This is a genomic window from Pectinatus brassicae, from assembly GCF_014201835.1.
Classification (GTDB): Bacteria; Bacillota; Negativicutes; order Selenomonadales; family Selenomonadaceae; genus Pectinatus; species Pectinatus brassicae.
This window is the reverse complement of sequence record NZ_JACHFH010000001.1, coordinates 39,887-66,667: the sequence shown is the minus strand read 5'-3', so window position 1 is coordinate 66,667 and position 26,781 is coordinate 39,887. Positions and strand designations below refer to the sequence as shown.

Below are 26,781 nucleotides of genomic sequence, written 5' to 3'. Positions count from 1 at the left end.
CGTATAATGATCATAAAATAACATTGAAATGAACATTATTAGTATAAAAATAGAATAAATATCCATATAGGAAGGTGAAATGTTTATGAAAAACAGTAAGACAATAGTGTTTAAACGGCAGCAAGCCATATTAAAAGCGTTAAAGGAAAAAAATGTAGTACATGTTGAAAATATTGCACAAAAATTAAATGTTTCAGCGACAACTGTGCGGCGTGATTTACAGATGTTTGAACAACAACATTTGGTGGAACGCTTTCATGGTGGAGCAAAGCTATTGAGGGAAACACTGAAAGAAGAGGATTCAGCATTACTGGTACAATCAGATAAGGGGATATCACAAAAGCATATTATTGCCAAATATGCAGCTAGTTTAATAGAAGAAGGAGATACGGTTTTTTTGAATTCTAGTTCAACAGCTTTATTGATATTGGATTATTTAAAAAATACACGTGCAGTAGTTGTTACTAATAATGGTAATGCCATAGGTCATAATAAGGATAGTAAGGTAGAATTAATTATTACTGGTGGAGAAGTTTACGAAAGAAAACAGTCGATGGTAGGCGATTTTGCCCTTCATACACTTTCAAAAATAACAGCAGATAAGGCCTTTATTGGAGTAAGCGGCATTAGTGTTAAGGGAGGCATAACCACTTCTGTTTTACAGGAAACAGCAGTAAATGAAATGATGCTAAAACGTTGTCAGGGAAGCTGTTATATAGTAGCGGCAAACTTTAAAATAGGAAAAGAACATAATTTTTTAAGTGGTGCAGTGGAACAGGTGTCTGAAATAATAACTGTCGAAGGTGCAGATAAAGAAGAAGTAAAAAAATTAAAAAACACAGGTATTGACATTGTCGAATTGGCAAATATTAATGATTAATAAAAAAGCTATGTATCAAAAATTGCTTGATACATAGCTTTTAGGTTTATAGTTTAGCTTGGGCTTTTTGTAAAAATTTGTCTTTATCAACAATAAATCTTTCATGTATGCCCTTGCCGATAGGACCAGCTGAGTCACTCGCAGCTACTTCATAGCTGATTTTGCGGCCGTCAATGGCAGTTATTTTGGCAGTGGCGGAGATTTCGATATCAATGGGAGAGGCAGCCAGATGAGCAACATTCATCGAGATACCGACTGAGGTCCAGCCATCGGGCAACAGATCTTCAATTAATTCGGCAGCAGCCTGTTCCATTAGAGCTGTCATAGCGGGAGTGGCATATACTGGCAGTGTACCGCTTTTGATTGTTTCAGCAGTATTGCTGGCAGTTACTTTTGTAGTCAATTTTTTGCTTAAATCAATTTTTAGTTTTTCTGTAATATTCATGTTTTACCTCGTTTTTAATAGAATAATAATTGTTGATTTTTTATTTGATAATAGATATACTAATATTAGAAAGATATATTTTACAGTTGGTTTTAATGAGGCGATTTATATCCCTTATTTGTTGGGAGGTGTTTTTATGACAGCATCTGCAATAAATAGTAATACAATTCAGCTCATAACAAATAATTTATCTACAACCAATGCAGTAAATTCAAGTAACAATATAGAGAATTTGAATAATGAAGATGCGGCCTATAGTATATCAGACAGTCTGCAGACTATGATGAATGGTACAGTTAGTGATTATGTCAATAATGTATATGCTAATATGGGGACATATAGTGCAGTTAACAAACTGCAGCCTAATGATTTTTTGAAAATGCTGGATGTTAATTCTTCATATGAAGTTAAGAATCATAGTAATCAGATATCAACATTATTTGGTTCATTAGATAGTAATTCCAGCAACAGGACAGCACAACAGAATCAGTCGTTGTTTAACATGGCTTATTCGGCAGCTGGTTTTTCTGTATTAATGGGGACACATGTGTCAAGTTCTGTATTAGGCAGCTTGATGAGCAAAATGTCCGGCTCAAATGTTGATGTTTGGGGATAAGTATAAAAGCGAACAAAGCGAAACTTTGTCCGCTTTTATTTTTTAATAGGAAATATAGCTAAAATATGGAGGATGATTATGGCAATACGAAAAAAATATATCATATTAATTGTGGCTTTTATACTAATGAGTTATTTTAATATGGCGCAGGCTGCTTCTAAAAGCACTTTTTGGCAGGGGAATAATTCAGCTGATAGAGCTGTACTAAGTAAAGTTATGATTGAATCAGTTTGGTCTGATGCTGATAAACAAAAATATATACTAAATCCTTTTGTGCCAGAGCAGAAACTGGAAAATGAAGATCAAGTTATAGCAGTGAAAAAATATATTTATGTGAAAATACGTTATAGTGGTATCCCTGATAAGATGATGATTTTTGCAGGATTTGGCAAGGGAATACCTTCACAAAAAGCACAGGAAGTTGGTTTTGCCAAATTTTCTGATTATGCAGTTCAAATAATTAAATATCCAATTTCTGATTTATATCCAATAGATGTGGTAAATCTACAATATTTGACGGTAAGGGCTTTTTCTCAGCAGCGATTATCACAATCCGGTGAAATTCCAGTCTATATGACTAGTATGTTTTTTAAATTTAGACGAATATTGTAATGTTTATTGCCAGTATTCAAAGAATAGATATAGCTGCAATAACAAGGTTAAAGCGAAAGAAAATATATCCATAGCTATGGTGTTGACAAGATGTTGTTTTAATTTTGTTTTAGATGCTAATGACAATAAAAATAAGCCTATTACAATCAATAATAGAAGTTTCATGGACAGTACCACTCCTTTTAGCAGTAAATTATAATTCAGTATATACCCTTATATTTTTATAGTCAATTACTGCAAAAAGCGGGATAGGCTCAGTTGAAATAAAACTGGGCCTATTCCGCTTTTTGCTGCTTATGACCAGTATTTACTTAAAACAATAACTAGAGGCATGGTAAACAAAGAACAAAGGGTGGACAGAGCTAGTATTTTTCCGGGAAAAGCTTCATCTTTTCCAGTTAGCTTAGCAAATAATACAGATAAACCAGCGGTAGGACAGGTGGCTAATATAACAATAGAAATAAGCACATTGCCCTTAACGTTATAAAAATGTAATAAGCATAAAATAAGCAAGGGGAAAATTAAATTTTTTAAAATAACGCAAAACCATGTTTTACCACTGGAAAAAATACTTTTAAAGGGAATTTTAGTCATGGTAGAGCCAACTATTATCATTGATAAGGCGGTATTTAATTCAGCAATGAATTTTGCTGTTAAAAAAATTGGTGTAGGTAATTTTATCGAAAAATAATATAATAAAACGCCAACGACAGAAACAATAATATTGGGATTGATTAATACACGGACTAATGAATGAAAATCAAGTCGTCTGGTATATAGAAGTAGTCCATGTGTCCATAAAAAAATACCATAAATACTATTAAATGCAGAGCCGTAAAAGACACCGGTTGTACCCAACATAGTTATTAACAAAGGAAAACCCATAAAGCCGCAATTAGAATAAATAGAAGCAAAGCGCAGCATCGCCCGGCTGTTTTTATCACTAATAGTTTTTTTATTGAAAATAATATGGGCAGCGATAATGCTGACAATGTGTATAATTATAGTAAAAACAGCTACAATTATTAAGTTATGGAACATTTGCTGATCAAATTTTAATTGAAAGGCTGATAAGATGACACAAGGCATTATTATATAGCAAAGCAAAAAAGTCATTTGATCGGAACATGATTTATCAAGTTTTCCTTTTTTGGCAAGCCCGTAACCTAATCCCATTAGCAGAAATAATACAAGTACCTGATTAAAAATTGTAATAAATATCATATTAATATTGAAAAATTAATTTCACTATAACTCCCTTCAAAAAAATAGTAGCTATTAAAGTAGCGACTAATAAATGATAACGCTATTTATTTGTGGTGTCAATATTTGTGCTATACTATAAAAATATTAGAGAAGCACTATACGAGATGACTTTAATGGAAGTTATTGTTATAAAAAAGTAAAGAGGTTTTTATGGAACAAAAACGTATTTATAAAATATTACAGGAATTATCTTTTTCGGAATATGAAGCCAAGGCCTATTTGGCACTCTTGGCAGCCAATGAACCTTTGTCTGGTTATGCAGCAGCTTTACAGTCGGGAGTGCCGCGTTCCCGTATTTATGATATCTTGAGTAATTTGGAAAAACGTGGCGATATCATAGCAAGTCATGCAGCCCCCGCACAGTATTTACCTGTATCACCAGAAATTTTATTGAAAAACAGAAAAAAAAGAACAGAAAAGACTTTTGCTGAAGCCCAGAAATTATTAGCGTCATACGAAACACAAGTTCAAATACAAGATAATATATGGAACATAAAAGGCCGGACCGAGATTTTTTCGCGTATTGCTGAGGTTGTTGGGCGAAGTGAAAAAGATATTTTACTGGAAATCTGGCAAGAAGACAGTGATGAAATAATTCCTCAATTACGAATGGCTGCTAAGCGAGGGGTAAAAATTACCGTTGTTGCCTATGGTGATTTGATTTTAGACTTTGCTGATGTGCATATCCATTATCCTTTGGAAAAAAATGAGAGTAATGGTCGCTGGTTTATGTTCAGTGCTGATAGTAAGGAAGCTTTAGCCGGCATTGTTTCCCTGCCTGAAAATGAATGCCGGGCCGCTTGGAGTTATCATCCTGGACTGGTTGTGCCAATAACACAGATGATAATCCATGATCTTTATTTATTAGAAATATTAAAAGAACATGAAGAGATATTAGAACAAAGTTTTGGTAAAAATTTGATAAAATTAAGGGAAAAATTTCATATAGATACTTTGTTTGACTTGCAATGACAATGCGGTATTAAATATTATTAAGAATAATGTTGACGCTATACAATAAAAAAATTATACTAAAGAAATAGGAAGATTTAGTATGATTTCGATACTACTGCATGATAGGAGTCAATAAATATGAAAAATGTTTTACTTACTGGCGGAACAGGATTTGTAGGAAAAATTTTAGCTAAATATTTTCGTGAAAATGGTTACAATGTTATGTCATTGAGCAGCGAAGATTTTAAAATCGGCAAAAGTAAAATTGTCGATAAAGAAGGTTTGATGGTTGAAGATATTTTGGCAACAATGGATGCAGTAGTAAATTTAGCAGGTTCCGATGTTGGGAAAAAATGGAACGAAAAAGTAAAGCAGGAAATAATAAATAGCCGAATAAAGACTACACGTTGTATAGTGCAGTCAATTGAACGCAATAAAAATAATGAAAAAAATTATCCACAAATTTTAGTCAGTGCCTCAGCCATTGGTTTTTATGGTTATGAACCACATGAAGAACAGCAAACAGAAACAACACCAAAGGGCTATGGTTTTTTGGCAGCAGTTTGCGAAAAATGGGAAGAAGTTGCCAATAGTGCGATACCATTAGGCATACGTGTGGTAATTTTTCGAATGGGAATAGTATTGGGACCGAATGGTGGAGTACTCCAAATGATGGAAAATCCTAGTCGGTTTAAGCTATCAGGTATTATGGGAAATGGCAAACAGCGTATTTCCTGGATAAACTATAAAGATGTGCGCCGTGCTTTTTTATTGGCATTAGAAGTTAGTAATATGCAGGGGGTATATAATTTGACATCGCCTAATCCCGTCCCCCTTAGTGTGTTTATGAAAAATGTTGCCGAAAATTTTGCGGTTCCTTCAAAAATTCATATGCCTAAATTTTTGGCGCATCTGCTTTGGGGGAAAATAGTGGAAGAGCTATTATTGGTAGATCAAAATGCTTATCCGCGGCGATTATTGGAAGAAAAATTCATTTTTCTTTTTCCTGATATAAATTCATGTATGATTGATATATACAAATTGGGCGATTAAAAAAAACATCTCTTAACAACCATAATGGGTTATTAGGAGATGTTTTTTTAATTAGCTATTGTATTCATTTAACCAGAGACGCATTTCGTTCTCACCGCGATTCCCCCAGGTATAATAAGGAATCAGCTGTATCTTTTGGGGAATGAATTTGTTTTTTATATGTCGGGCATTATAATATAGATGATTATGCCAATTAAAATCAGAACATAATTTTTGGGCAGTAGTTTCAAGCGTAATAATATTTCCTAAGGCACTGTTTTTTTGTTGTTCCGTAAATATGGCATTTTTACTTAAATAGAGTAAATGTAAGTTGGATCCATTATCAACACCTTCCAGACAATACATAAGGGGGCCGCGCTGTATAGCTAATTTGCCGCTATCAGCTATTATAGATGGATGTGATGTATATATTTGTACAGGCATTGATAATATTAGTTCAATTTGGTCATTGACTGACCAGTTACGGTCAATAATAATAAAGCCGTTTTTTATATTATAAAGAAGGTTTTTATCATTGAGTTTTAAAGTAAAGGATTCACACCAATCGGGAATGCGCAGACCTAAGCCAAATTGCCTGGCTGTATTGATAGTGAAATTAATATTGCCATCCCAAGGATAATTAGTTTCTTCTGTAAAAGCAATATTTTTACCATTCACTGACAAAGTACAGCAATTGGCTAAATATAAATTACAATAGATAATATTATTTTTAATAGTATATATATAGCTATCTAGAGAAGCTATAAGTCGGGCAATATTAGGCGGACAGCAGGCACAGCCAAACCATGCAGGTCTGGTAGTTTTTACATGACTTTTGCTGGGGTTAGTATGACAGATGGCAGGATTTACTTCAAGCGGATTAACATAAAAAAAGTGCTTGCCATCAAGAGCCATCCCGCCAATTACTGTATTATACAGAGCTTTTTCCATGATATTACTATAGTGGCTGTTGATATCATTTTTCAGCATATTACCAGCAAAAAATATCAAACCGATGGAAGCACAGGTTTCACAATACATGGAGTCATTAGGCAGGTCATAATCCGTAGTAAAAGCTTCACCAATTACAGTGGAGCCAATGCCGCCAGTAATGTACATTCGTTTTTGTGTGATGTTTTGCCAAAGCTTTTTAGCAGCTTCCAGTATAGCTGTATCATCAGCTTCATTGGCCAGCATTGCCATTGCTGTGCACATATAGGTTACCCGCACGGCATGTCCTTCTGCTGTTGTTTGTTCCAAAATCGGTTTATGATTTTGATAATACGAGGCTTTAAAATTATCCATACCTTCAATAAGTACACTTTTATCAGGATCAGCAGAGACTTGTTTATGAAAAAATTCGGGGTCTTTACCACGCTCATATAGAAAAAAATGTGCTAAATTAAGATAATTTTTATTTTTTGTTATTTTATATAAACGCAGCAGGCCTATTTCAATTTCTTCATGACCGTCATAGTCGTGTATTTGATTGGGCGCATTGCCGAAAGTATGGCAAAGGTGATCAGCCAGTTTACAGGCAATATTGAGTGCGTGCTTATTATTTACAGCTTCATAGTATGCAACGGCTGCTTCGATAAAATGACCAGCACAGTAAAGTTCATGACTTTGGTAAAGTCGTTTAAATTTTCTAGTAGGAGCCTCAATAGTAAAATAAGTATTAAGATAACCATTGCTTTCTTGAGCTTTGCCGATTAGATTAATAAGATCGTCAGTGATTTTTTGGACTTCTTTATCGGGAAAGCGTTTTAGGCAATAGGCAGCTGCTTCAAGCCATTTATAAACGTCGCTGTCTTGGAAAACCATGCCATAATGATGACCAGTTTTTAGACCGGCAGCTATCTTAAAGTTTTCAATAGCATGGCTTTTTTGAGAGGGAATGTAGGCAGCATCACGTTCTTTTTCGATAACTATATCAGCTGTATCATTTAATACTGCCCACTGATAAGGCAGCATTTCATTTTTTATCAGTTTAAAATAATTTAGCCAAAATGGTGTAGTGATTTTTATATTAATATTATTCATGATAGTGCCTTTCATTTAATTATTCTTTTTTGCTAAATCAGTTAAAATAGTCGCTTCGTTAGCTTCGTATTTACGATAGAAAATTAAAGGTATAATGCCTAAAGCAAATATTAAAGCAGGAAGCCAGGTGAAAATAAGGCGTATTCCTAAAAGTGATGATGCTGATTGCAACTGATTGGGAATATAGCCAAAGGCATTCATTACCATAGCAGGTATAAAACCACCAATACCAGAGCCCGCTTTTATGCAAAAAGCACTGCCGATAGCGGTAAGAAAGCCGCTGGCTCGGATACCTGTTTTCCATTCACCAAAGTCAACTGTGTCAGATAGCATGGCAAATGGCATCGAGCAGGCGATAAAATGACCGAAGGCACTGAAAATCCATATAGCGATAAGGGCATTCATGTTTTTGCCAACATAAAATATAGATATATGGGCTATTATAAGAATTATAAATCCTGCAATCATAACGCCGAATTTATGCAGATATCTTACAAAGAGAGGAATAAGCATTGTGCCAATTATCCCAATAGAGATTAAACCATTAAACAAAGCGGTCAGGGATTTATCATCTAAATAGTATTGGCAATAATATACTACGGTCGATTGCCTTATGGTAAGACCAATCCAAAATATCAGGTTGGATGTTACGATTAATATCCATGGCCAATTGCCTTTTATGGCTTTTATACTATCTTTTATGGGGATGCGTTTTATTTTTTGAACATTTACTTCATGAAGATGCTTAAAGGCAAAGATGAGCAAAGCAGCAGCAATAATACCAAAAAAAGCCAGGGTAAGTGAGAAACCACGTGTTCATTGCCATTACCAAAAAGACCTACGAGGGGGAGCGTAAAGGTCATACAGATAAAGGCACCAATGGCACCGCCTGTCATGCGGAAGGTATTTAAAATAATACGTTCGCTGGCATGGGTGGTTAAATTAGGTAAAATGGAAGTAATAGCTGTCTGGATACCTGTGTAAATTATACCGGCAAAAATGTAGGTGATTACAGCGTAAATAATTTTACTATTACCAGAAAGGTTGGGCGTGGTAAATGTCAGCCACATTAAAAAGGCAAAAGGAATGCTCAACCAGAGAAAATATGGCCGGCTTTGTCCATATTTTGTTTTGGTGTGGTCAACAATGAATCCCCATACTGGGGGCATCTATGGCATCTAATAATCGAGTAGCCAACAAAATTGTGCCAGTCACGCCAATAGATAATCCGTAAACATCAGTATAGAAATAAAGCAGATATGAACCAATAATGCAATATAGTAAATTACCGCAGCCGTCGGTCAAAGCATAACTGAGACGACAAACCAACGGCAGCTGTTTTTCATGAACAGAATTATCTTTCATAGTATTCACCTTGTTTAGATAAAATAGATTTTAGAGAACATAGTTGTACAACTTGTATGTAGTATATTATATTTTTTGAAAAAAAATAATTAATAAAATAGACAGAAAATATAATATAATTAACATAATAAGTATAATATAATTAACATTTTTTGTAGGAAATTTAATTTTTTAAGAGATAAAAAACATCAGATAATAAAATATATAAATAAAAATTGCCGATCTAAGTAATATAATAAAATGCACATGGAGGGAGTAAAGATGTACATAATATTTGAATGTCCACCATTGCCATATTTAATTGTCGGGGGAATATCATTATATAGGAAAGGAGATAGTCATTTACGCCGTATTATGCCACATACATTTGATGTTATTTATGTAAAAAGTGGTCGCTTATATATGGAAGAAGATAGGAATAGATTTATTGTGGAAAAAAATCAATATCTTATATTACCACCACAGCGACTTCATAAAGGCTATAAATGCTGTGATAGTGAAACAGATTTTTATTGGCTGCATTTTTATACGACAGGAGATTTCTTTTTTGCCCAGCAACCGTTATATAATCGCAATGCTCCACAAAAAGCAAATTACCAGTTTACTAAAGAGCCTTTTCATATATCAATAGCACAATATGGTGACGTTAATAAAGAAAATTCAGGGGAATTAGAAAAATGTTTAGATAAAATAGTGCAGGTAAGAATTGATAAAAATATTCATCGTAAAAATTTTTATGCTTCGGCAGTTTCGCAGATAAAAAATCAACAGTTATTTTTTACGATATTAACATTACTATGTGATACTGAACGCTTGGTAAATAAAAAAAATACAGCAGAAAATATTTTTGATTACTTACAGTTGCATTATCGTGAAGCTTTTGATTTAAAAAAATTGGCAGATATTTTTTCATTTCATCCAGGTCATATTATACGCTGTGTAAAAAAGCAATATGGTATAACGCCACTGCAATTATTTTTGCATTTACGCATAGAAAAAGCACAGCAATTATTACAAGAAAATAAAATGCCAATTGAAACTATTGCTGAGCAAATAGGTTTTAATGATAAAGCTTATTTTTCTAAGCAGTTTAAAAAAATAGTAGGAACGACACCATCAGATTATCGAAAAAAATTTTTTAGTAGTAATTAGTAATTTTTATTTATAAAAATTTTAAAAAATTCGATAAATAATAAAGCAGCTGGCTGGACAGAAAGCCTATGCGGATATATATCAAAAAGATAAAGATATTAATGCCAAAAACCATTTGCAGGCATACAATCCAGCAGGAAATTATGCTGGTGATATGATTGCCAAAATCGTGAATGAAGTTTTTGCACATTAAAATAATAATGCCGTCGGTCATATGATATTAATGGTATGACTGACGGCATTATTTATATTAAGTTTTATTATGAGTGGGTTTAAAATTTTTTATTAATATACTGGAAAAATTTTCTAGATATTTTTGACCAAAGACATGAATTAAAAGTCCCAGCATAACTAATAGTACACCGATAATTTGATAAACTGATAAATGTTCATTAAATAAAATAGCTGAGCTGGCAATACCGACAACAGGAACTAAGAGCGCAAGCGGGGAAACAAGACCAGCTGGATATTTGGCTAGAAGCTTACTCCAGATAACATAGCCAACCAAGCTGGCGATATATGCTAAGTAAATCAGTGAGGAAATTGTTGTTATGTCAGCTAAATGCCAGGCGTTTAACCATGCGGCAGGCCCCTCGATAAAATACGATAAGATGAGCAAGGGAATAATAGCAATGGCGCCTGACCAGACGACTAGTGATAAGGCAGAATAGGCAGGAGTACCAATACTTGATTTGCGGGTTATGATATTCCCCATGGCCCAGCTGGCAGCAGCACCTACAGTTAAAATAAATCCCAGTAAGGTCATATTAACGCCATGCTGTGCACCAATGACAGCCATACCACAGGCAGCTGTCAATAGGCCAAGAATATGGTTAATATGCCATTTTTCGGCTAAAAGCGCAGCCGCAAATATCAGGGTAAAGAAAACCTGCGCTTGTATTATTAGAGAGGCAAGCCCTGATGGCATTCCCAGCTTCATGCCCATAAACAAAAAGGCGAATTGTCCGGTATTTATAGTAAGGCCTAAGGCAATAAGCCAGCGCCAAGCAATAGGTGGACGCGGTATGATAAAAATCAAGGGGAAAGTTACGGCACAAAAGCGTAGTGAGCCTAACAATAATGGTGGAACAGTATTAAGGCCGATGTGTATGGCAATGAAATTTAGTCCCCATATAACAACGGTCAATAGCCCTAAGCATGTATCTTTCTTATTCATGGTAAAACCTCCCCATATAATTGTTTATATTTATAAAATTGCCTGATAAGAAGTTTTATAAATGAGTATTGATATATATTAACATTTGTTGATAGAACAGGCAATATAAAGAAAATTATATAGTGGAATTTGCGAAAAAAATGAGCCGTTAAATACATAGAAACAGTATTTAACGGCTCGTTTTTATAAATTATAATATTATTCTATTTTTCCTTTTTCCCAAAGACCATTACTAAGATCATCGGCAACTTTGCGATAATTTTTATCGGATAATTTATAAAAGATGCCAATTATAATCGCAGCGGCACCGAGAGCAATACCAGGATAAAGTGTCATGGCAGCTTTGATGCCCGTAAGTGTTTCAGGGGATTGAGTCGAATTAGCCATATAACCAGTTAATACTAAAATACCAGAGCTTATGATAGCCGCAATTGCTTGGGCAATTTTGCGGGAGAAATTAAAAGCAGCATAAGTAATCCCTTCTTTGCGTATGCCATTATGCCATTCACCATAGTCAATAACATCGGAGACAAAGGCCCAGGTAATACCATTAGGAATTGCCAAGGCAACGTAACCAATAGTAACTAAAATAACAAAAGCATAAATATTGGTTGTAATTACAAAATTGAGAATATTAGCAATAAAACCTATTATTAAACCAGTAACCGCGGTTTTTTTCTTGCCAAATTTACTGACTAATTTAGGGATAAGGAGAATGCCTAAAACTGAGCAGCCCATCATGATACCGTTTACTATAGGCTGTAGAGCCATACTGCCTAAATTATATTGGCAGAAGAAGATCATCATTTGATTATTGGTATTCATAGCAGATATTGTAAATAAAGTCATTAAGATAAGACACAGCAGGGGCTTGTTGGTGAAAACTACCTTGAGATAAGCGGAAAAGCCGGCTTTTTGTTCAGCTTTGGTGTTACGCATTACTGGTACATGTTCTTTGGTATTGCGATAACATATATAAAAACCAAGAACACCTATTATCGCCATAAATATAGCAGCGACAAAAAAACCATGATGAGGATTGTCAAAAGACATTACAATGGGAACAAAAGCAATGCCGGTGATTAATTGAGCGCCGATAGAGCCTGCTTGACGAGTGGTGGCCAGCTGGCTGCGTTCGTTGACATCACGGGTCATTACGCTGGCTAAGGAACCATAGGGAATATTGGTAAAAGAATAAACAAGTCCCCAAGCCATGTAGGCACCATAGGCAAATAATATTTTTTCTGGTGTGGAAAAATTCGGCATAGTAAAAGTAACAATAGTTAAAAGTGCAAGCAATATACTTGATATCATCATTACCGGTCGGAATTTACCACGGGCACCGATATTTTTCCGTTTATCAATTAAAGAACCAGCAATAGGATCCATAAAAGCATCAAATATTTTGGTGAAAGCAAATATGCCGGCAACAGCAGCTGCTGGTATGATGCAGATATCTATCCAGTATTTTGTTAAATAGGCTTGGCCTAAGTCGAACATAAAACCGTTGCCGAAATCGCCGAAACCATAGGAAATTTTTTCTTTCCAGGATAGTTTTTTGAAATGGGATATTTGTGATTCAACTACCTGTGTACCATTTTCTTCATGTGACACGCTGCCAGATGGATGCGGTATTGCATGTTGCATATATATATCCTCCTAAAATAAATAATATTTATAAAATTCAATGAATTATATTTAATATAGTTATTTAAGCTGCAATATTTACATTTTATTACTGTTAATAAAATGTAAATATTGTTGTTAATGATTATAAGGTAAATTTAAAATAATTTATGGCATTATTATATGAGATATTTTGGACTAATTTGCCAAGGTAATTAAGATCATTAGGATATTCACCATTTTCTACTAAATTACCTATGAAATTACAAAGAATACGGCGATAATATTCATGACGGGGATATGACAGGAAAGAGCGTGAATCAGTTACCATGCCTAAGATATTGCCAAAAACAGATAAATTAGCGATACTGGTCATCTGATTAAGGATACCATTTTTAGTATCATTAAACCACCAGGAGCAGCCTTGCTGAATTTTGCCATATATATCAGGCCCCTGAAAGGAGCCAATTATCGAACCTATTAAAGCATTATCTGCCGGATTAAGCGAATATAAAATAGTTTTTGGCAGAATATTTTTGTATTGCAGGGCATTGAGAAAAGCAACAATCCCTTCTGCGCAATTATAAGTTGCAATACAATCAAAGCCGGTATCAGGCCCCAATTTATCAAACATAATTTTACTGTTATTGCGCAGAGCAGAGTAATGGATTTGCATAGCCCAGTTGCGTTTACTATATTCTTCGGCTAAAAAAGATAATAAGCAGGTTTGGTATTGTTCTTTTTCTTGGAGGCTGATTACTCCATTATGCAAGGCTTTTTGTACAATGCTGTTTATAGTTCCTTCGTCAGCAGGAGTATAGAACATATATTCTAAGGCATGGTCAGTAACCCGGCAGCCCATTTGTGCAAAATAATCCATACGCAGCTTCATTGCAGCACGAATATTATCCATAGTTTTTATGGTAAAACCAACAATTTTTTCCAATTTATTTATGTAATCGGAAAAAGTGCTGCTGTCAATACGCATAAGGGCATCAGGACGCATTGCCGGAAAAACTTTGGCTGAGCAGAGCTTTTCCGCTTGTATTTGTTTATGCCATTGCAAATCATCTGCTGGATCATCAGTAGTACAAATAATCTTTACATTTGATTTGGCAATTAAACCTTGTACGCGAAATGAATCCTGCTGTAGTTTTTCATTGCAGATATTCCATATTTCTTCAGCATTATGTTCGTTTATGATTAAATCACAGTCAAAAAAACGTTTTAGTTCCAAATGAGTCCAATGATATAGGGGATTGCCAATTGATTTTGAAAGGGCTTTCACAAATTCTAGAAATTTTTCTTTATCAGAACAAGTATTGCCAGTAATTTTTTCTTCGGGAGTACCATTACTGCGTATCAAACGCCATTTGTAATGGTCACCACCCAGCCAAACCTGGGTAATATTGCTGAATTGTTTGTTTTGGGCGATTTCCTGCGGTGAGATATGGCAGTGGTAATCTATTATGGGCATTTTTTGGGCATAGTCATGAAATAATATTTTAGCAGTAGGGCTTTCTAATATAAAATCATCATCCATAAAACTTTTCATATATTTACCTTCTTTTTATAATGTAAGCACTTACAATTTATAAACATAAAATACCACTTTAAAACATGTTTGTCAATATATAAAAAAAATTCAGTTAATTCAATAAAAAATAAATACAATTATATTATGTTTCGCATTGTGCTAATTGAAATTTAGATGCCTGAAAGGCTCCCCTGTAGGGGAGCTGGCAGCAAAGCTGCCTGAGGGGTTAACCCTTCCAACTTGACTTCGTCAAGCCACCTTCCCTATGCTGTAGTTCTTAGTGCTTTAGCACTTTAGAAATACAGTACACACTGTGCAGGGACGGCTTTAAGGACACACTAGTTTATTAACTAGCACAACACGAATTATGTTATAATAATGTAAAAACTAACAGGTCGGGGTACAATATGACAATATATGATGTTGCTAAAGAATGCGGGGTATCTATTGCTACGGTATCACGGGTATTAAATGGCAGCGGCAGGGTAAGTTCTAAGACAAAAGAAAAAGTTTTGGCTGTAATGAAAAAACAAAATTATCAGCCTAATCCGTTTGCACGAGGATTGGGGCTTGATAGCATGAAAATGATCGGGGTAATATGCACAGATGTATCGGATGCTTTTTATGCTAAAGCAGTTTCACTTATTGAAGAATATTCGCGACAAATAGATTGGAATGTCCTTTTAACTTGTACAGGCCATGGCAAGGAGGAAAAATACAAATTTGTTGAGTTTTTATTAAATAAACATATTGATGCCTTAATAATTATTGGAACACCATTTGTGCATAAAAAAGATCTGTATCATTTTGAAAAACTTGGGAGTAGAATTCCTATAATAATGATTAACAGCTATATGGAGCTGCCAAATGTATATGGGATTATCTGCGATGAAGCGGCAGCAGTGCAGGATGCTGTTGATAAATTACAGCAGCAGGGCTGTAATTCAATTGCCTATTTTTATGATTCTTTAACATATAGTGGACGGCAAAAACTCACGGGTTACCGAGCTGGAATAAAAAAATATCATTTGAACGCAAAATGTGAGCTGGAATATAAGGTTGAAAAATCATTTGAACAGATGAATACGCTTATAAAAAAATTACTTGCCGAAAAAGTTTTTTTTGATGCTTTAGTTACGTCAGAAGATATTTTAGCAATTGCTGCCCAGAAAATCTTGTTGCAGGAAAATAGGACTATGCCTATTATCGGCTGTAACAATTCTATTTTGGCCCAGTGTTCTACGCCTGCATTAAGTAGTATTGACAACAGGCTGGATATTTTATGTAAGGCGGCAATAGAGGTTTTAACCAAATTAATGAATAATGAAACAGTGCCGACAAAGATGCTGTTTACAGCTAATTTAGTCGAACGTGAAAGTTTCCAAGCGAAATAATAAGATGATATTTGCTGTTTGTAAAATAAAAAGCATGATTTATGATTATAAACAGCAATATTTTATTGCAATTTTCATTAATATATTATAATATTATCATATAGTTATATAGAAGGAGGAAAATATGTTACAGACATTAGCGGATACGCTGGTATATGATTTATTAGGATTATCAGCCCAAAGTATGTTGGGAGCAGCTTTAAATTTTTTTATTTATGATAGTATAAAAATATTTTTAATGCTGTCTATTATTATTTTTTTTGTATCAATATTGCGCTCATATTTTCCAGCGGAACGAACTAAAAAACTTTTAAGCCATAGACGGCAGTTTTTTGGCAATATAGCGGCAGCTTTATTAGGGATAGTAACACCGTTTTGTTCATGTTCGGCTGTACCGGTTTTTATTGGCTTTATTGAGTCGGGAGTACCGCTTGGGATTACATTTTCTTTTTTGATAGCGTCCCCCATGGTAAATGAAGTAGCCGTAATAATGCTCTGGGGCTTGTTGGGATGGAAAATCATGTTGATATATATTATATCAGGGTTAGTGATTGCCATAATTGCTGGTATTATAATGGGACGACTAAGACTGGAAAGATTTGTACAGGACTATGTTTATGAAATGAAACTGGGAGAAAATGAAATTGCTGATCAATCCTTAAGGGAACGCATGGAGTATGCTGCAAATTATACTAGACAAATATTAAAAAAGGTAGGGCTTTATGTAATAATAGCAATTGCCATTGGTGGTTTTATCCATGGCTATGCTCCAGAAGATTTATTAGTTCAGTATGCTGGGCGTGACAGTATTTTAGCAGTACCCGCAGCAGTATTAATAGGAGTGCCTTTATATTCCAATGCCGCGGGTATAATGCCTATTATTACAGTGCTTATTCAAAAAGGTCTGAGTTTGGGAACGGCACTGGCATTTATGATGGCGGTGACAGCATTGAGTTTTCCTGAAATGATTATTCTGCGCAATGTTTTAAAAACACCATTGTTAGTCATTTTTGTGGTAATATTATTTATAAGCATTATGTTTACAGGATATTTATTTAATTTTTTAATGTAGGAGGCTCTTATGGCTGAGGATATCGTATTTAAATTGTCAGCAGATTTTTTTAAGACACTGGGACACCCGGTGCGAATAAAAATATTAAATCTGCTAAAAGGCGGCGAGTTATGCGTTTGTGAGATGATAGATAAAATTGATATAGAGCAGTCCAACCTATCACAGCATTTAGGAATGCTAAAAAAACAGGGCATTATCGACTCACGCAAGGATGGACAGCGGGTCATTTATTGGATTGCCTATCCACAGGTATTGGAGCTTCTGGGGATTGTTGAAATGATATTGAGTAAGCAGATAAACGCCAGTCATAATTTGTTGAAATTTTTACAATAACATAGAAAAGAAAGGATTGTTTATAATGAAAATTGAGATTTTAGGTATGGGTTGTGCAAAATGCAAGGATTTATATATGGCGGCTGAGCAGGCCGTACAGGAAGTGGGAATAGAAGCTCAGATAAACAAAGTAGAAGATATAAAGCAAATAATGCAGTATGGTGTTATGACCACTCCGGCATTAGTTATAGATGGCAAGGTAAGAGCTGCGGGCAAAGTCATATCAAAAGATGAAATAAAACAAATGTTATAAAAAATAGCTTTTATTGTGTATGATTTAAAAAAATATTGTATAATATGCATTGGCCAAAGGATATATGATATAATAAATATATCTTTTGGCTATATATTTTTAATAGGTATAAATAATAAAACCATTTGTTTAAGGATTATAATTACTAAGGAAAGTAGTCGTTGTTCATAATGGTAATTTCAAGATTATTTAAATAATTCAATAAGCAAGGTGGATGATATATGGTAGAAATAGTAATTATATCACATAGCTTAAAAGCAGCTGAAGGAATAAGAGATATTGCTAAGGAAATGGCAATTCCCGGACAGGTAATTGAAGCTGTTGGCGGTGATAAGGGAAAATTAGGAATAGATTTGGATATGGTTGAAGAAACTATTGAAGGATTAGAGAAAAAAGATGGTGTTGTTATATTTGTTGATTTAAATAGTGCTATTATTTGTGCCGAAATGATAAAGTTAAAAGATAATATAAATAATGCTAAAATATTTATTGCTGATGCACCTATTTTAGAAGGAACTATTGTGGCAACAGTAGAGGCGTCGTTAGGCAGTTCGGTGGAAAAAGTGTTAAAGGTTGCTGAACAAGTAAAGTATTTGTCAAAGAAAAATATGTAAAAAACCAGCTTGTGCTTTTAGCATAAGCTGGTTTTTTACATATTATAACGTATCGGTAATACTGCCAGGTTGTAAATCACTCGTTAATACTTTTTGCCATTCGGCAATTATCGAATGGGGAATTGTATAACTTTTTTCAATTGTAGTAGAATTTTTTTCCAGTGATTGTTTTACATAAATTTTTTGCATCTGGCCATTTTTATCTTTTTTATAATCTACATTACTGCCATTGGTAATTACAGGGAAAATAACATTTACGGTATCAGCAGTGTACAATGCATCAAGGTCAGCGCTTTTTAGTTTGAATGAAATAAAATATTGGTCATTATAATAAACTTTTTTTAACGGTAAAACATGTGTTTGCCCATCTTTTGTATATTCAATTTGGGGTGGGCAGTCCTTATCAAATAATAAATCAATTAATTCAGTCTTGGAAGTTATATCTAATTCAATATGGGCACGGAAGTTTGTTTTGCTGCGATTATAAAAGCGTGTTGATTTTACATAAATAGAAAAAATATCTGCTGTTTTGATGGCAGTGGTTTGAGCGGGACTATTTTCAGATAGTGGTTCCTTGTAGGTAAAGGCACTTTCCATAGCAACGGTGTTGTTGACTTCACTTTGACGAATTTCGGCATTAGCTTTTAGTGGAACAATAAAAAAGAGCAGTAATAAAACAAATAAGATTTTTTTCATAGATTCAATATCCTTTAATTTTTTTTAAGAGTGTTCGATTTTGCTGATAGTAAATCCCTCATCTTTGAGGGCATCATATAATATGCTTTCCTCAGTGGAACAATCTAGTGATATATAGTTGTCTGTTAAGTTTGTTTCATAAATTTTATGCATGCCTTCCAAGTCACCCAGTGCGGCAATTATACATTTAGCACAATCTTCATCAAAGGATTTTTCAATATAGAGTTTAAGCATAGTATTACCCTCCCTGTAAGCAATTATTTATTAAAAATCAATGTGGTAAATATAGTTCTGCCCATAATTAAAATATTGATTATGGCACAAAGACAAGCTGCGGTTATGGGTGAAAGACTTATTGATATCCAGTGATAAATACCGCCAGCAGCAATTATACCACCTATTATACTCATTAATAAAGCTAAAAGAATATTTTGTTTCATACTTTTTATTGATTTGCGAGCAAAAGTGATAATATGGCAAAGACTGCTGAAATTATCGTTGAGGCAAACTATATCAGCGGCATCAATAGCAATACTATCAGGATTTTTGTTATTAAAAAGTATGCCAATATCAGAGGTTTTAAACGCATCTGTATCACGGCCCTTATTACTGATAAAAGCAATTGTGAGTCCCCGTGTATGCAATAAAGCAATTTCTTTGGCTTTATCAGTTAAGGATAATTCCGAGCGGAACTGATTTATTCCAAGTTTTTTGGCAAGCGCCTTAGCGGTATGGTTGTCATCACTGGTAAACAGGATAGTATTTATTTTATTTAAATTATGTAGTTCATGCGATAAGTCATTGCGCAGCGGATCTTCAATTATTAAGACACCATGACAATATTTGTCAAGCGAAATAAATATTGGAGTGAAACCATCACGAGCAGCCTGATAAGCTTTGTCTTTTAATTCAGCGCTTATATTAATACCTTCAGCTTTAAGCCAGGCAGCTTTGCCTACGCGAATAATTTCTCTGTTAATAATAGCTTCAACACCATTACCGGCAATTAACTGCGACGAAGAAATACGCTGAGTATGAACTTTATTTTTTATTGCAGAATTTATTATAGCTGAGGCTAGATGGTGTTCATGACCATATTCGGCACTAGCGGCTAATGCCAACAGGCTTTTTGGTAATAGACCCTCTGGATGAAGGGCGATTACTTTGGATTGACCGGTAGTTATAATGCCGGATTTTCCTAAAATGAGAGTATCAATATTACCAAGATTGCTTAAGGCACCAATATTTTTAATAAAGATACCAAGGCGAGCGCATCTTATTATAGCAGCACTTAACAATAAATTCTTGGCTGCAACAATATTGTATGGACAAATAATGATTGTTACTGCGGCAAAAATTGTTATTATAAATGATGACGATTTGCCGGCAAAAAACCAATAGGAAGCAGCAATACATGCTACGAATAATGATAGGATAGTAAGAATATTACTAAGCTTGTTTATACGGGGATAGGCAGCTGGCGAATTTATTAATGCATTATAAGATAGTTGTCGTAGTTTATATAAAAGAGTATTGGAATTGGCAGCAGTGATACGGTATTGAAAAGTACCCTTGATGTTTTTCGTCTGAGCATAAACTAAGTCATTAGTTGATTTAGCTTTAAGGGAGGAATCGCCAGTAATGATTGACTCATCTATCTGGGCATTGCCCCACGAGATTTCACCGTCAGCCGGAAGAATATTGCCGGGTTTTATTATAAGAATATCATCCTTTTGTAGTTCAGCAATGGGAATGGTTTTTTCTTCATCGCTATCAAGATCAAGCCGGCATGCCGTTGCTGGCAGATTACCTATAGGATATTCAGCTGTACGAAAAAATTCTTTTTTTATTATATCGGCGATAAGCCTTAGTGTTGTTGACAGCACCAATATAGTAATCAGCGGCATAAAATAAAGTTTATCGTAGGACTGCATAAATAATTGGTAGCAGCTAAATAAAAATAAACTGCAGGTGCTTACAGCAATGGGTAAATCGGGTGAGAGACTTTTTTTAAATAAAGATTTAAAACTATGGGCATAATAGTAGTAATTTAGCAGCATTGTTATAAGGGCAAGTGTTAATTGACTATAGGGGATAAATTCTGTACGGAATAGCTGCATAACGTTTGTTGACAAAAATAATTTTTCACTATCCGAAAAATATAGTAATAAGCAGAAAATAAATATTATTATAGATAAAATAGCGGAAAAAACTTTTATTTTTGAGAAAAATAGTGGAATTTTTTCGATAAAAGCGGCTTCGTAGCCGGCAGTGTTTAAAATAGTAAGTGTAAAATCAGGGTCAAGTTTTTTGGCAACAATTATAACTTGGTTATTTTCAGGAACAAAACTAATATTTTTAATAGCAAAGTGTGAGGAAAAAAGCAAATTTATATCGTTGCTGTTAAAATCAATTGATGTGTTATAAAGCTGAAAAATATATTGTAACATAAGGGGTATCCTCTAAATGATAATTATTAGTAAGAAAAATTATAATTTTAATATATTAAATTATAAAATAGGATTATTTCAACTTCATTATGCGATTTATAACTAATATTGTCAAGAAGAAAGGGAGAAAGTATTGCTGTTTGCGGAAAAAATTGTTACAATCTTATTATATTTGTATATAATAGAAGTATTTCCCAATGGAGTGAATTGTTTTTGAAAATAACAGCTAATGGAAAGATAAATTTAACACTGGATATTCTTGGTAAACGTGATGATGGTTATCATGAAGTAGAAATGATTATGCAAGCGATAGATTTGCATGATGTAATTATGGTTGAAAAAAATGATAGTTGCGATATAATACTAGATTGTAAAGTAGACGGTGTCGACGATGATAAAGATAATCTTATATATAAAGCGGCCCAATTATTTTTAAAAACATATGATGTAAATTGTGGAGTAAATATATCCCTGCAAAAAAATATCCCGATAGCTGCCGGTCTGGCCGGTGGCAGTGCTGACGCAGCAGCGGTACTGCGCGGCTTAAATGAGTTGTTTGCTTTAAATAAAAGCGATGACGATTTATGCGAACTGGGCGGGCAGTTAGGCTCAGATATTCCTTTTTGTATAAAGGGGGGGACAATGCTGGCAACAGGCCGCGGTGAAAAAATTGCAGCTGTTGATGCGATGCCGGATTGTGCCTTTGTAGTAGTAAAACCTAAAATAGGTGTTTCCACAGCCTGGGTATATAATAATTATAAAGCGGAAATAGTTGAGCAGCATCCGGCAACAAAATCCATGCTGGCGGCGTTATGCAATAAGAGTTTGGATACAATATGCAAAACCTTGGATAATGTCTTGGAAAGTGTAACTATAAATAGATATCCTCAGCTGCAGGAGTATAAAAAAATGCTTTGTACATATGGGGCCAAGGCAGCACTTATGTCCGGCAGCGGTCCTAGTGTTTTTGCTGTTTGTGATGATAAAAAAAAGGCTGAAGATGTAGCCCAAAAATTTGCGGCAAAATATAAAGATCTCAGTGTATATGTGACATCACCCGTAAATGAAAATAAGGGGAGATAAAAAGTGGAAACAAGAAAAAAACTTATGCCTATAAAGCTTGACAGCTATCAACCGTTGCGGGAAGTTGTTTTTGAAACTATGCGCAATGCAATAAGGACAGGAATATTAAGACCCGGTCAGCGTTTGATGGAGATACATGTAGCGGAAGAATTAGGTGTAAGCCGCACACCAGTGCGCGAAGCAATCCGCAAACTGGAACTAGAAGGCTATGTTATAATGATGCCGCGGCGGGGAACATATGTAGCTAATTTATCTATTCGTGATGTCAATGAAGTATTTGAGATACGAACTGCTTTGGACTCACTGGCTAATGGTTTGGCTGCTGAACGCATTTCTGATGATGAGCTTGAGGAATTACAGCGTTTACTGGTAAAAATAGGTGAATATATCGAAAAAAATGACATGAATAAAATAGTAGAGATCGATACTAAATTTCATGATTTATTATATAAAGCCAGCCGTAACAATCGATTGGTGGGAATTATTTCCAATCTACGTGAACAGCTGACCAGTTATCGAACCAAGTCAATGTCTTATCCGGGACGTTTGCGGGAAACGCTCGATGAGCATCGCCGTATTGTCGATACGATTGCTCAGGGCAATGTTTTGGAGGCACAAAAAGCAGCCGAAAAACATATGGAAAAATCCGAGCAGACATTATTAAAAAGCATGAAAGATTTACAGCAAGATGATGATATAGAAGAAAAGGAAAGTGAATAATTTGAGTACTGGGGAATTTTCTACAATAATATTAGCAGCTGGTAAAGGCACACGCATGAAATCTGATTTGCCAAAAGTTTTGCATCGTGTTGGCGGTAAGGCTATGGTGAATCATGTGATTGATGCGGCAGTAGCTGCTGGAGCTGTGAAAAATATTGTAGTTGTCGGTTTTGGTCGTGACAAAGTAGCAGAAGTTGTCGGTGATGCTGTACAGGTCGTAGTACAGGAAGAACAGTTAGGAACTGGTCATGCTGTATTGCAGGCAAAAAAATTAATAAATGATGATGACACTGTCATGGTTTTATGCGGTGATACACCATTATTGACAGCTAAAATGCTGGCCAATTTTTATGATATGCATAAATCTGAGCATGCTCAGGCATCAGTGCTAACGGCTGTTATGCCTAATCCTACCGGCTATGGTCGAATTATCAGGGCTTTTAACGGGGATGTTAAAAGAATTGTTGAAGAAAAAGATGCCACTACTGCTGAAAAAGCAATAACCGAAGTTAATACAGGTATATACTGTTTTAATGGCAAAGATTTATTTGCAGCACTTGATAAGGTCGGTCATGATAATGCCCAGGGAGAATACTACTTACCCGATGTATTAGAAATATTGCAGCAGCAGGGTAAAAAAATAGCAGCTATGGCTGTAAAAAATTACGAAGCAACTTTAGGGATAAATTCCCGTCAAAATTTATCCGAAGCGGAACGTATATTACATCGCCGTAAAAATCGTCAGTTAATGGCGGAAGGTGTGACGATAATGGATCCGGCTACTACATATATTGACGTTGACGTAACTGTAGGTCGTGATACAATTATTTATCCGTCAACATGGATTGAAGGCCAGTCAAAAATTGGCAGCAATTGTGAGATCGGTCCATGCAGCCGTTTTAGTGATACCATGATTGGTGATGAAGCCGTCATTTCTTTTACATATGCTCATGAATGTGAGATAGGGGCAAAAACTACTATAGGACCATATGTACATTTGCGTCCAAATACCAAAATTGCCGCTGGTGTGCATATTGGTAATTTTGTTGAAGTAAAAAATTCTAATGTTGGGGAAGGCACTAAATTGCCGCATTTGAGTTATATTGGCGATAGTGATATTGGTTCTGGTGTAAATATGGGCTGTGGTACAATAACAGTAAATTATGACGGTAAAGTAAAACAACGCACTGTTATTGAAGATGATGCTTTTGTTGGCTGTAATTCTAATTTAATTGCTCCAGTGACTGTAGGTAAAGGCTCTTATGTGGGAGCTGGCTCTACTATTACTCAGGATGTTCCGGCTGGTGAATTAGCTGTGGGCAGATCACGCCAAAAAAATATAGCTAAATGGAAAGACAAAAGAAATTAAAATAATGTATTGAAATTATAAGTGAGCAAGATATATAATAGAAGAACCTATTATAGTTTTGCTCATTTATAATTATGGGGATATGGTTTATAAAGAACATATTATAAAATATGTATCTTTTATAATAAAAATTTATTTATGCATATGAATTGCAGGAGGAGAGTTAATGATTTTGGACACAGACAAACTATGTATTCTTACCGGTAACGCCAATTCTCAGTTGGCACAAGAGGTGGTAGATTATATAGGTGTTGAACTATGCCATGCGTTTGTGGGACACTTTAACAACGGTGAAACTCAGGTTATGATTAGTGAAAGCATCAGAGGTAAGGATGTTTTTATTATTCAGCCGACAAGTCAGCCGGTAAATGATAATCTGATGGAATTGCTTATAATGGTAGATGCTTGTAAAAGAGCATCAGCACGCAATATAACAGCAGTAGTGCCATATTATGCGTATGCGCGTCAGGACAGAAAAACACGCGGTCGTGAACCTATTTCAGCAAAGTTAATCGCCAATTTAATGACAACTGCTGGTGTAGACAGAGTAGTTACTGTTGATTTACATGCTGGTCAGATACAGGGATTTTTTGATATCCCAGTTGATCATTTAGCAGCAGCGCCAGTATTAGCTAGATATATTCGGGAAAAGAAATTATCTAATATTGTTGTTGTATCACCAGATCTTGGTGGTGTTACACGTGCCCGCAGCTTAGCGGATAGATTAAATGCCCCAATTGCAATTATTGAAAAAAGACGTCCAATGCCAGGTAAGGCCGAAGTTATGAGCCTTATTGGTGACGTAGAGGGCAAAGATGCTATAATAATCGATGATATCGTTGATACAGCTGGTTCTTTATGTGAAGGCGCTAAAGCCTTAAAAGCTCGTGGCGTTAAATCAATATATGCTTGCTGTACTCATGGTATATTGAGTGATCCGGCAATTCAGCGCATTGATGAGTCTCCGATTGATGAATTAGTTATAACTAATACTATAGCATTATCTGAAGACAAGGTTTCCAGTAAAGTAATTACATTGTCAATGGCACCGGCTATTGGTGAAGCTATTGCCCGCATATACACACAAACATCAGTAAGTAAATTGTTTGACATGGCAGATGCTGTACAGACTAAGGTATAACTCTTGTTGTAATATGCACTAAATCCAGCCTTTCCTTATTAAGGAAAGGCTTTTTTTAGGAAATATAATAAAAGATTTATTATGGGAGAATATTAATTTTGGATGTAATTATAATACTAAAAGCGGTAATTTTAGGAATCGTTGAGGGGTTGACCGAATGGCTGCCTATAAGCAGTACCGGTCATATGATTTTAGTCAATGAATTCATAAATATGCAGGTAAGTCCTAAGTTTATGGATATGTTTTTGGTCGTGATACAATTGGGGGCTATTTTAGCTGTCGTGGTATTAAACTTTACTCGCTTAAATCCTTTTAGTACTAAAAAGACAAGCGTAGAAAAAAAGCAGACATTTTTGCTTTGGCAAAAAGTTATAATTGCCTGCATACCCGCAGCAGTCATTGGGCTGATTTTCAATAACTACATGGAAAAGCATTTTATGAATGCTCATGTTGTTGCTTTTACTTTAGTTTTATATGGTATTTTGTTTATTATCATTGAAAATTATAACAAACATCGTCAGCCGGTAATAAATACACTCGAAGAGCTTGATTATAAAAGAGCATTCATTATTGGTGTTTTTCAGGTGTTGGCACTTGTTCCGGGAACATCACGCTCAGGATCAACAATTATCGGTGGCTTATTGTTTGGGACATCGCGTTATGTAGCAACTGAATTTACATTTTTTTTAGCAATACCAGTGATGTTTGGTGCCAGTTTTTTGAAAATAGTAAAATTTGGCTTGAACTATTCAATGCAGGAACTTGTGGTATTAGTAGTGGGGATGATTGTTGCCTATATCGTATCAATTATATCGATTAAATTTTTATTGCGTTATATAAAAAATAATGATTTTAAAGCTTTTGGTTGGTATAGAATAATTTTAGGACTGATAGTCTTTGCATATTTTATTGTCTTAGGGTAAAATATAATTGTGATTGAATAAAAGTTTT

28 protein-coding genes are annotated in these 26,781 nt (G+C 34.8%); 16 read left to right on the top strand and 12 right to left on the bottom strand.

Annotation, left to right across the window (positions count from 1 at the left end):
• Positions 1-85: 85 nt before the first annotated feature.
• Positions 86-880, top strand: a complete 795-nt coding sequence (locus tag HNR32_RS00325; protein WP_183858800.1) for a DeoR/GlpR family DNA-binding transcription regulator — start codon at positions 86-88, stop codon at positions 878-880.
• A 46-nt stretch (positions 881-926) separates the two neighbouring features.
• Here the strand turns inward: HNR32_RS00325 and HNR32_RS00320 are convergent, their stop codons facing one another.
• Positions 927-1,325, bottom strand: a complete 399-nt coding sequence (locus HNR32_RS00320; protein ID WP_183858799.1) for a thioesterase family protein — start codon at positions 1,323-1,325, stop codon at positions 927-929.
• 136 nt (positions 1,326-1,461) lie between these two features.
• Between HNR32_RS00320 and HNR32_RS00315 the strand changes: the two genes are divergently transcribed.
• Together HNR32_RS00315 and HNR32_RS00310 are read left to right on the top strand one after the other, a co-directional pair.
• Positions 1,462-1,941, top strand: coding sequence for a hypothetical protein (locus HNR32_RS00315; RefSeq protein WP_183858798.1), 480 nt, complete (start codon positions 1,462-1,464; stop codon positions 1,939-1,941).
• A 78-nt stretch (positions 1,942-2,019) separates the two neighbouring features.
• Positions 2,020-2,553, top strand: a complete 534-nt coding sequence (locus tag HNR32_RS00310) for a hypothetical protein (RefSeq protein WP_183858797.1) — start codon at positions 2,020-2,022, stop codon at positions 2,551-2,553.
• A 294-nt stretch (positions 2,554-2,847) separates the two neighbouring features.
• Here the strand turns inward: HNR32_RS00310 and HNR32_RS00305 are convergent, their stop codons facing one another.
• On the bottom strand, positions 2,848-3,777 hold the full coding sequence (locus tag HNR32_RS00305; RefSeq protein ID WP_183858796.1) for an AEC family transporter: 930 nt from the start codon (positions 3,775-3,777) through the stop codon (positions 2,848-2,850).
• Positions 3,778-3,969: 192 nt separating this feature from the next.
• On the opposite strand from HNR32_RS00305, the gene HNR32_RS00300 reads away from it, so the two are divergent.
• Together HNR32_RS00300 and HNR32_RS00295 are read left to right on the top strand one after the other, a co-directional pair.
• Positions 3,970-4,791, top strand: a complete 822-nt coding sequence (locus HNR32_RS00300) for a TrmB family transcriptional regulator (RefSeq protein ID WP_183858795.1) — start codon at positions 3,970-3,972, stop codon at positions 4,789-4,791.
• Between the two features lie 120 nt (positions 4,792-4,911).
• Positions 4,912-5,826: a TIGR01777 family oxidoreductase gene (locus HNR32_RS00295; protein ID WP_183858794.1), complete on the top strand. Its 915-nt coding sequence runs from the start codon at positions 4,912-4,914 to the stop codon at positions 5,824-5,826.
• A 51-nt stretch (positions 5,827-5,877) separates the two neighbouring features.
• Here HNR32_RS00295 and HNR32_RS00290 read toward each other — a convergent pair whose 3' ends face one another.
• From HNR32_RS00290 to HNR32_RS13975, 4 genes are read right to left on the bottom strand one after another with little or no spacing between them, the layout of a single operon-like run.
• Complete coding sequence (locus tag HNR32_RS00290; RefSeq protein WP_196611237.1) at positions 5,878-7,848, bottom strand: glycoside hydrolase family 127 protein; 1,971 nt, start codon at positions 7,846-7,848, stop codon at positions 5,878-5,880.
• 15 nt (positions 7,849-7,863) lie between these two features.
• Entirely contained in the window at positions 7,864-8,613 is a 750-nt protein-coding gene (locus HNR32_RS13985; RefSeq protein WP_260162410.1) for an MFS transporter, read from the bottom strand.
• Entirely contained in the window at positions 8,577-9,017 is a 441-nt protein-coding gene (locus tag HNR32_RS13980; protein WP_260162409.1) for an MFS transporter, read from the bottom strand. Before HNR32_RS13980 ends, HNR32_RS13985 begins: the two co-directional genes overlap by 37 nt.
• Positions 8,989-9,213, bottom strand: coding sequence for an MFS transporter (locus HNR32_RS13975; RefSeq protein WP_260162408.1), 225 nt, complete (start codon positions 9,211-9,213; stop codon positions 8,989-8,991). The genes HNR32_RS13980 and HNR32_RS13975 overlap by 29 nt, the downstream gene beginning before the upstream one ends.
• Before the next feature lie 261 nt (positions 9,214-9,474).
• Between HNR32_RS13975 and HNR32_RS00280 the strand changes: the two genes are divergently transcribed.
• Complete coding sequence (locus HNR32_RS00280; RefSeq protein WP_183858792.1) at positions 9,475-10,365, top strand: helix-turn-helix domain-containing protein; 891 nt, start codon at positions 9,475-9,477, stop codon at positions 10,363-10,365.
• Between the two features lie 250 nt (positions 10,366-10,615).
• On the opposite strand, the gene HNR32_RS00275 is transcribed toward HNR32_RS00280, so the two are convergent.
• The 3 genes from HNR32_RS00275 to uxaC all read right to left on the bottom strand — a co-directional run bounded on the left by HNR32_RS00275 (position 10,616) and on the right by uxaC (position 14,723).
• Complete coding sequence (locus HNR32_RS00275) at positions 10,616-11,542, bottom strand: EamA family transporter (protein WP_183858791.1); 927 nt, start codon at positions 11,540-11,542, stop codon at positions 10,616-10,618.
• A gap of 198 nt (positions 11,543-11,740) precedes the next feature.
• A complete protein-coding gene (locus HNR32_RS00270; RefSeq protein ID WP_183858790.1) occupies positions 11,741-13,189 on the bottom strand; it encodes a glycoside-pentoside-hexuronide (GPH):cation symporter in 1,449 nt (482 codons plus the stop codon).
• A 124-nt stretch (positions 13,190-13,313) separates the two neighbouring features.
• Positions 13,314-14,723 (bottom strand): glucuronate isomerase, encoded by a 1,410-nt coding sequence (gene uxaC / locus HNR32_RS00265; protein WP_183858789.1) that lies wholly within the window; start codon positions 14,721-14,723, stop codon positions 13,314-13,316.
• Between the two features lie 389 nt (positions 14,724-15,112).
• Here uxaC and HNR32_RS00260 point away from each other — a divergent pair, with 389 nt between their 5' ends.
• The 5 genes from HNR32_RS00260 to HNR32_RS00240 all read left to right on the top strand — a co-directional run bounded on the left by HNR32_RS00260 (position 15,113) and on the right by HNR32_RS00240 (position 18,371).
• Positions 15,113-16,099, top strand: coding sequence for a LacI family DNA-binding transcriptional regulator (locus HNR32_RS00260; protein WP_183858788.1), 987 nt, complete (start codon positions 15,113-15,115; stop codon positions 16,097-16,099).
• Between the two features lie 124 nt (positions 16,100-16,223).
• A complete protein-coding gene (locus tag HNR32_RS00255; RefSeq protein WP_183858787.1) occupies positions 16,224-17,171 on the top strand; it encodes a permease in 948 nt (315 codons plus the stop codon).
• Between the two features lie 9 nt (positions 17,172-17,180).
• Positions 17,181-17,504, top strand: a complete 324-nt coding sequence (locus HNR32_RS00250; RefSeq protein ID WP_183858786.1) for an ArsR/SmtB family transcription factor — start codon at positions 17,181-17,183, stop codon at positions 17,502-17,504.
• Between the two features lie 25 nt (positions 17,505-17,529).
• A complete protein-coding gene (locus HNR32_RS00245) occupies positions 17,530-17,757 on the top strand; it encodes a thioredoxin family protein (RefSeq protein ID WP_183858785.1) in 228 nt (75 codons plus the stop codon).
• A gap of 221 nt (positions 17,758-17,978) precedes the next feature.
• On the top strand, positions 17,979-18,371 hold the full coding sequence (locus tag HNR32_RS00240; protein ID WP_183858784.1) for a PTS-dependent dihydroxyacetone kinase phosphotransferase subunit DhaM: 393 nt from the start codon (positions 17,979-17,981) through the stop codon (positions 18,369-18,371).
• 42 nt (positions 18,372-18,413) lie between these two features.
• Here the strand turns inward: HNR32_RS00240 and HNR32_RS00235 are convergent, their stop codons facing one another.
• The 3 genes from HNR32_RS00235 to HNR32_RS00225 are packed head-to-tail and all read right to left on the bottom strand — an operon-like array spanning position 18,414 to position 21,517.
• Entirely contained in the window at positions 18,414-19,067 is a 654-nt protein-coding gene (locus HNR32_RS00235) for a hypothetical protein (protein WP_183858783.1), read from the bottom strand.
• 24 nt (positions 19,068-19,091) lie between these two features.
• Positions 19,092-19,301 (bottom strand): hypothetical protein, encoded by a 210-nt coding sequence (locus HNR32_RS00230; RefSeq protein ID WP_183858782.1) that lies wholly within the window; start codon positions 19,299-19,301, stop codon positions 19,092-19,094.
• Positions 19,302-19,324: 23 nt separating this feature from the next.
• Entirely contained in the window at positions 19,325-21,517 is a 2,193-nt protein-coding gene (locus tag HNR32_RS00225; protein ID WP_183858781.1) for a heavy metal translocating P-type ATPase, read from the bottom strand.
• Positions 21,518-21,730: 213 nt separating this feature from the next.
• Between HNR32_RS00225 and ispE the strand changes: the two genes are divergently transcribed.
• From ispE to HNR32_RS00200, 5 genes are all read left to right on the top strand, one after another.
• Positions 21,731-22,600: a 4-(cytidine 5'-diphospho)-2-C-methyl-D-erythritol kinase gene (gene ispE, locus HNR32_RS00220; protein WP_231038212.1), complete on the top strand. Its 870-nt coding sequence runs from the start codon at positions 21,731-21,733 to the stop codon at positions 22,598-22,600.
• A gap of 24 nt (positions 22,601-22,624) precedes the next feature.
• Positions 22,625-23,320: a GntR family transcriptional regulator gene (locus HNR32_RS00215; protein WP_183858906.1), complete on the top strand. Its 696-nt coding sequence runs from the start codon at positions 22,625-22,627 to the stop codon at positions 23,318-23,320.
• Complete coding sequence (gene glmU / locus HNR32_RS00210) at positions 23,313-24,689, top strand: bifunctional UDP-N-acetylglucosamine diphosphorylase/glucosamine-1-phosphate N-acetyltransferase GlmU (RefSeq protein WP_311636151.1); 1,377 nt, start codon at positions 23,313-23,315, stop codon at positions 24,687-24,689. The genes HNR32_RS00215 and glmU overlap by 8 nt, the downstream gene beginning before the upstream one ends.
• A gap of 166 nt (positions 24,690-24,855) precedes the next feature.
• Positions 24,856-25,830, top strand: coding sequence for a ribose-phosphate diphosphokinase (locus HNR32_RS00205; protein ID WP_183858779.1), 975 nt, complete (start codon positions 24,856-24,858; stop codon positions 25,828-25,830).
• 107 nt (positions 25,831-25,937) lie between these two features.
• Positions 25,938-26,753 carry an undecaprenyl-diphosphate phosphatase gene (locus tag HNR32_RS00200; protein WP_375782626.1) on the top strand — a complete coding sequence of 272 codons (816 nt, stop codon included), beginning with the start codon at positions 25,938-25,940 and terminating at the stop codon, positions 26,751-26,753.
• Positions 26,754-26,781 lie beyond the last annotated feature (28 nt).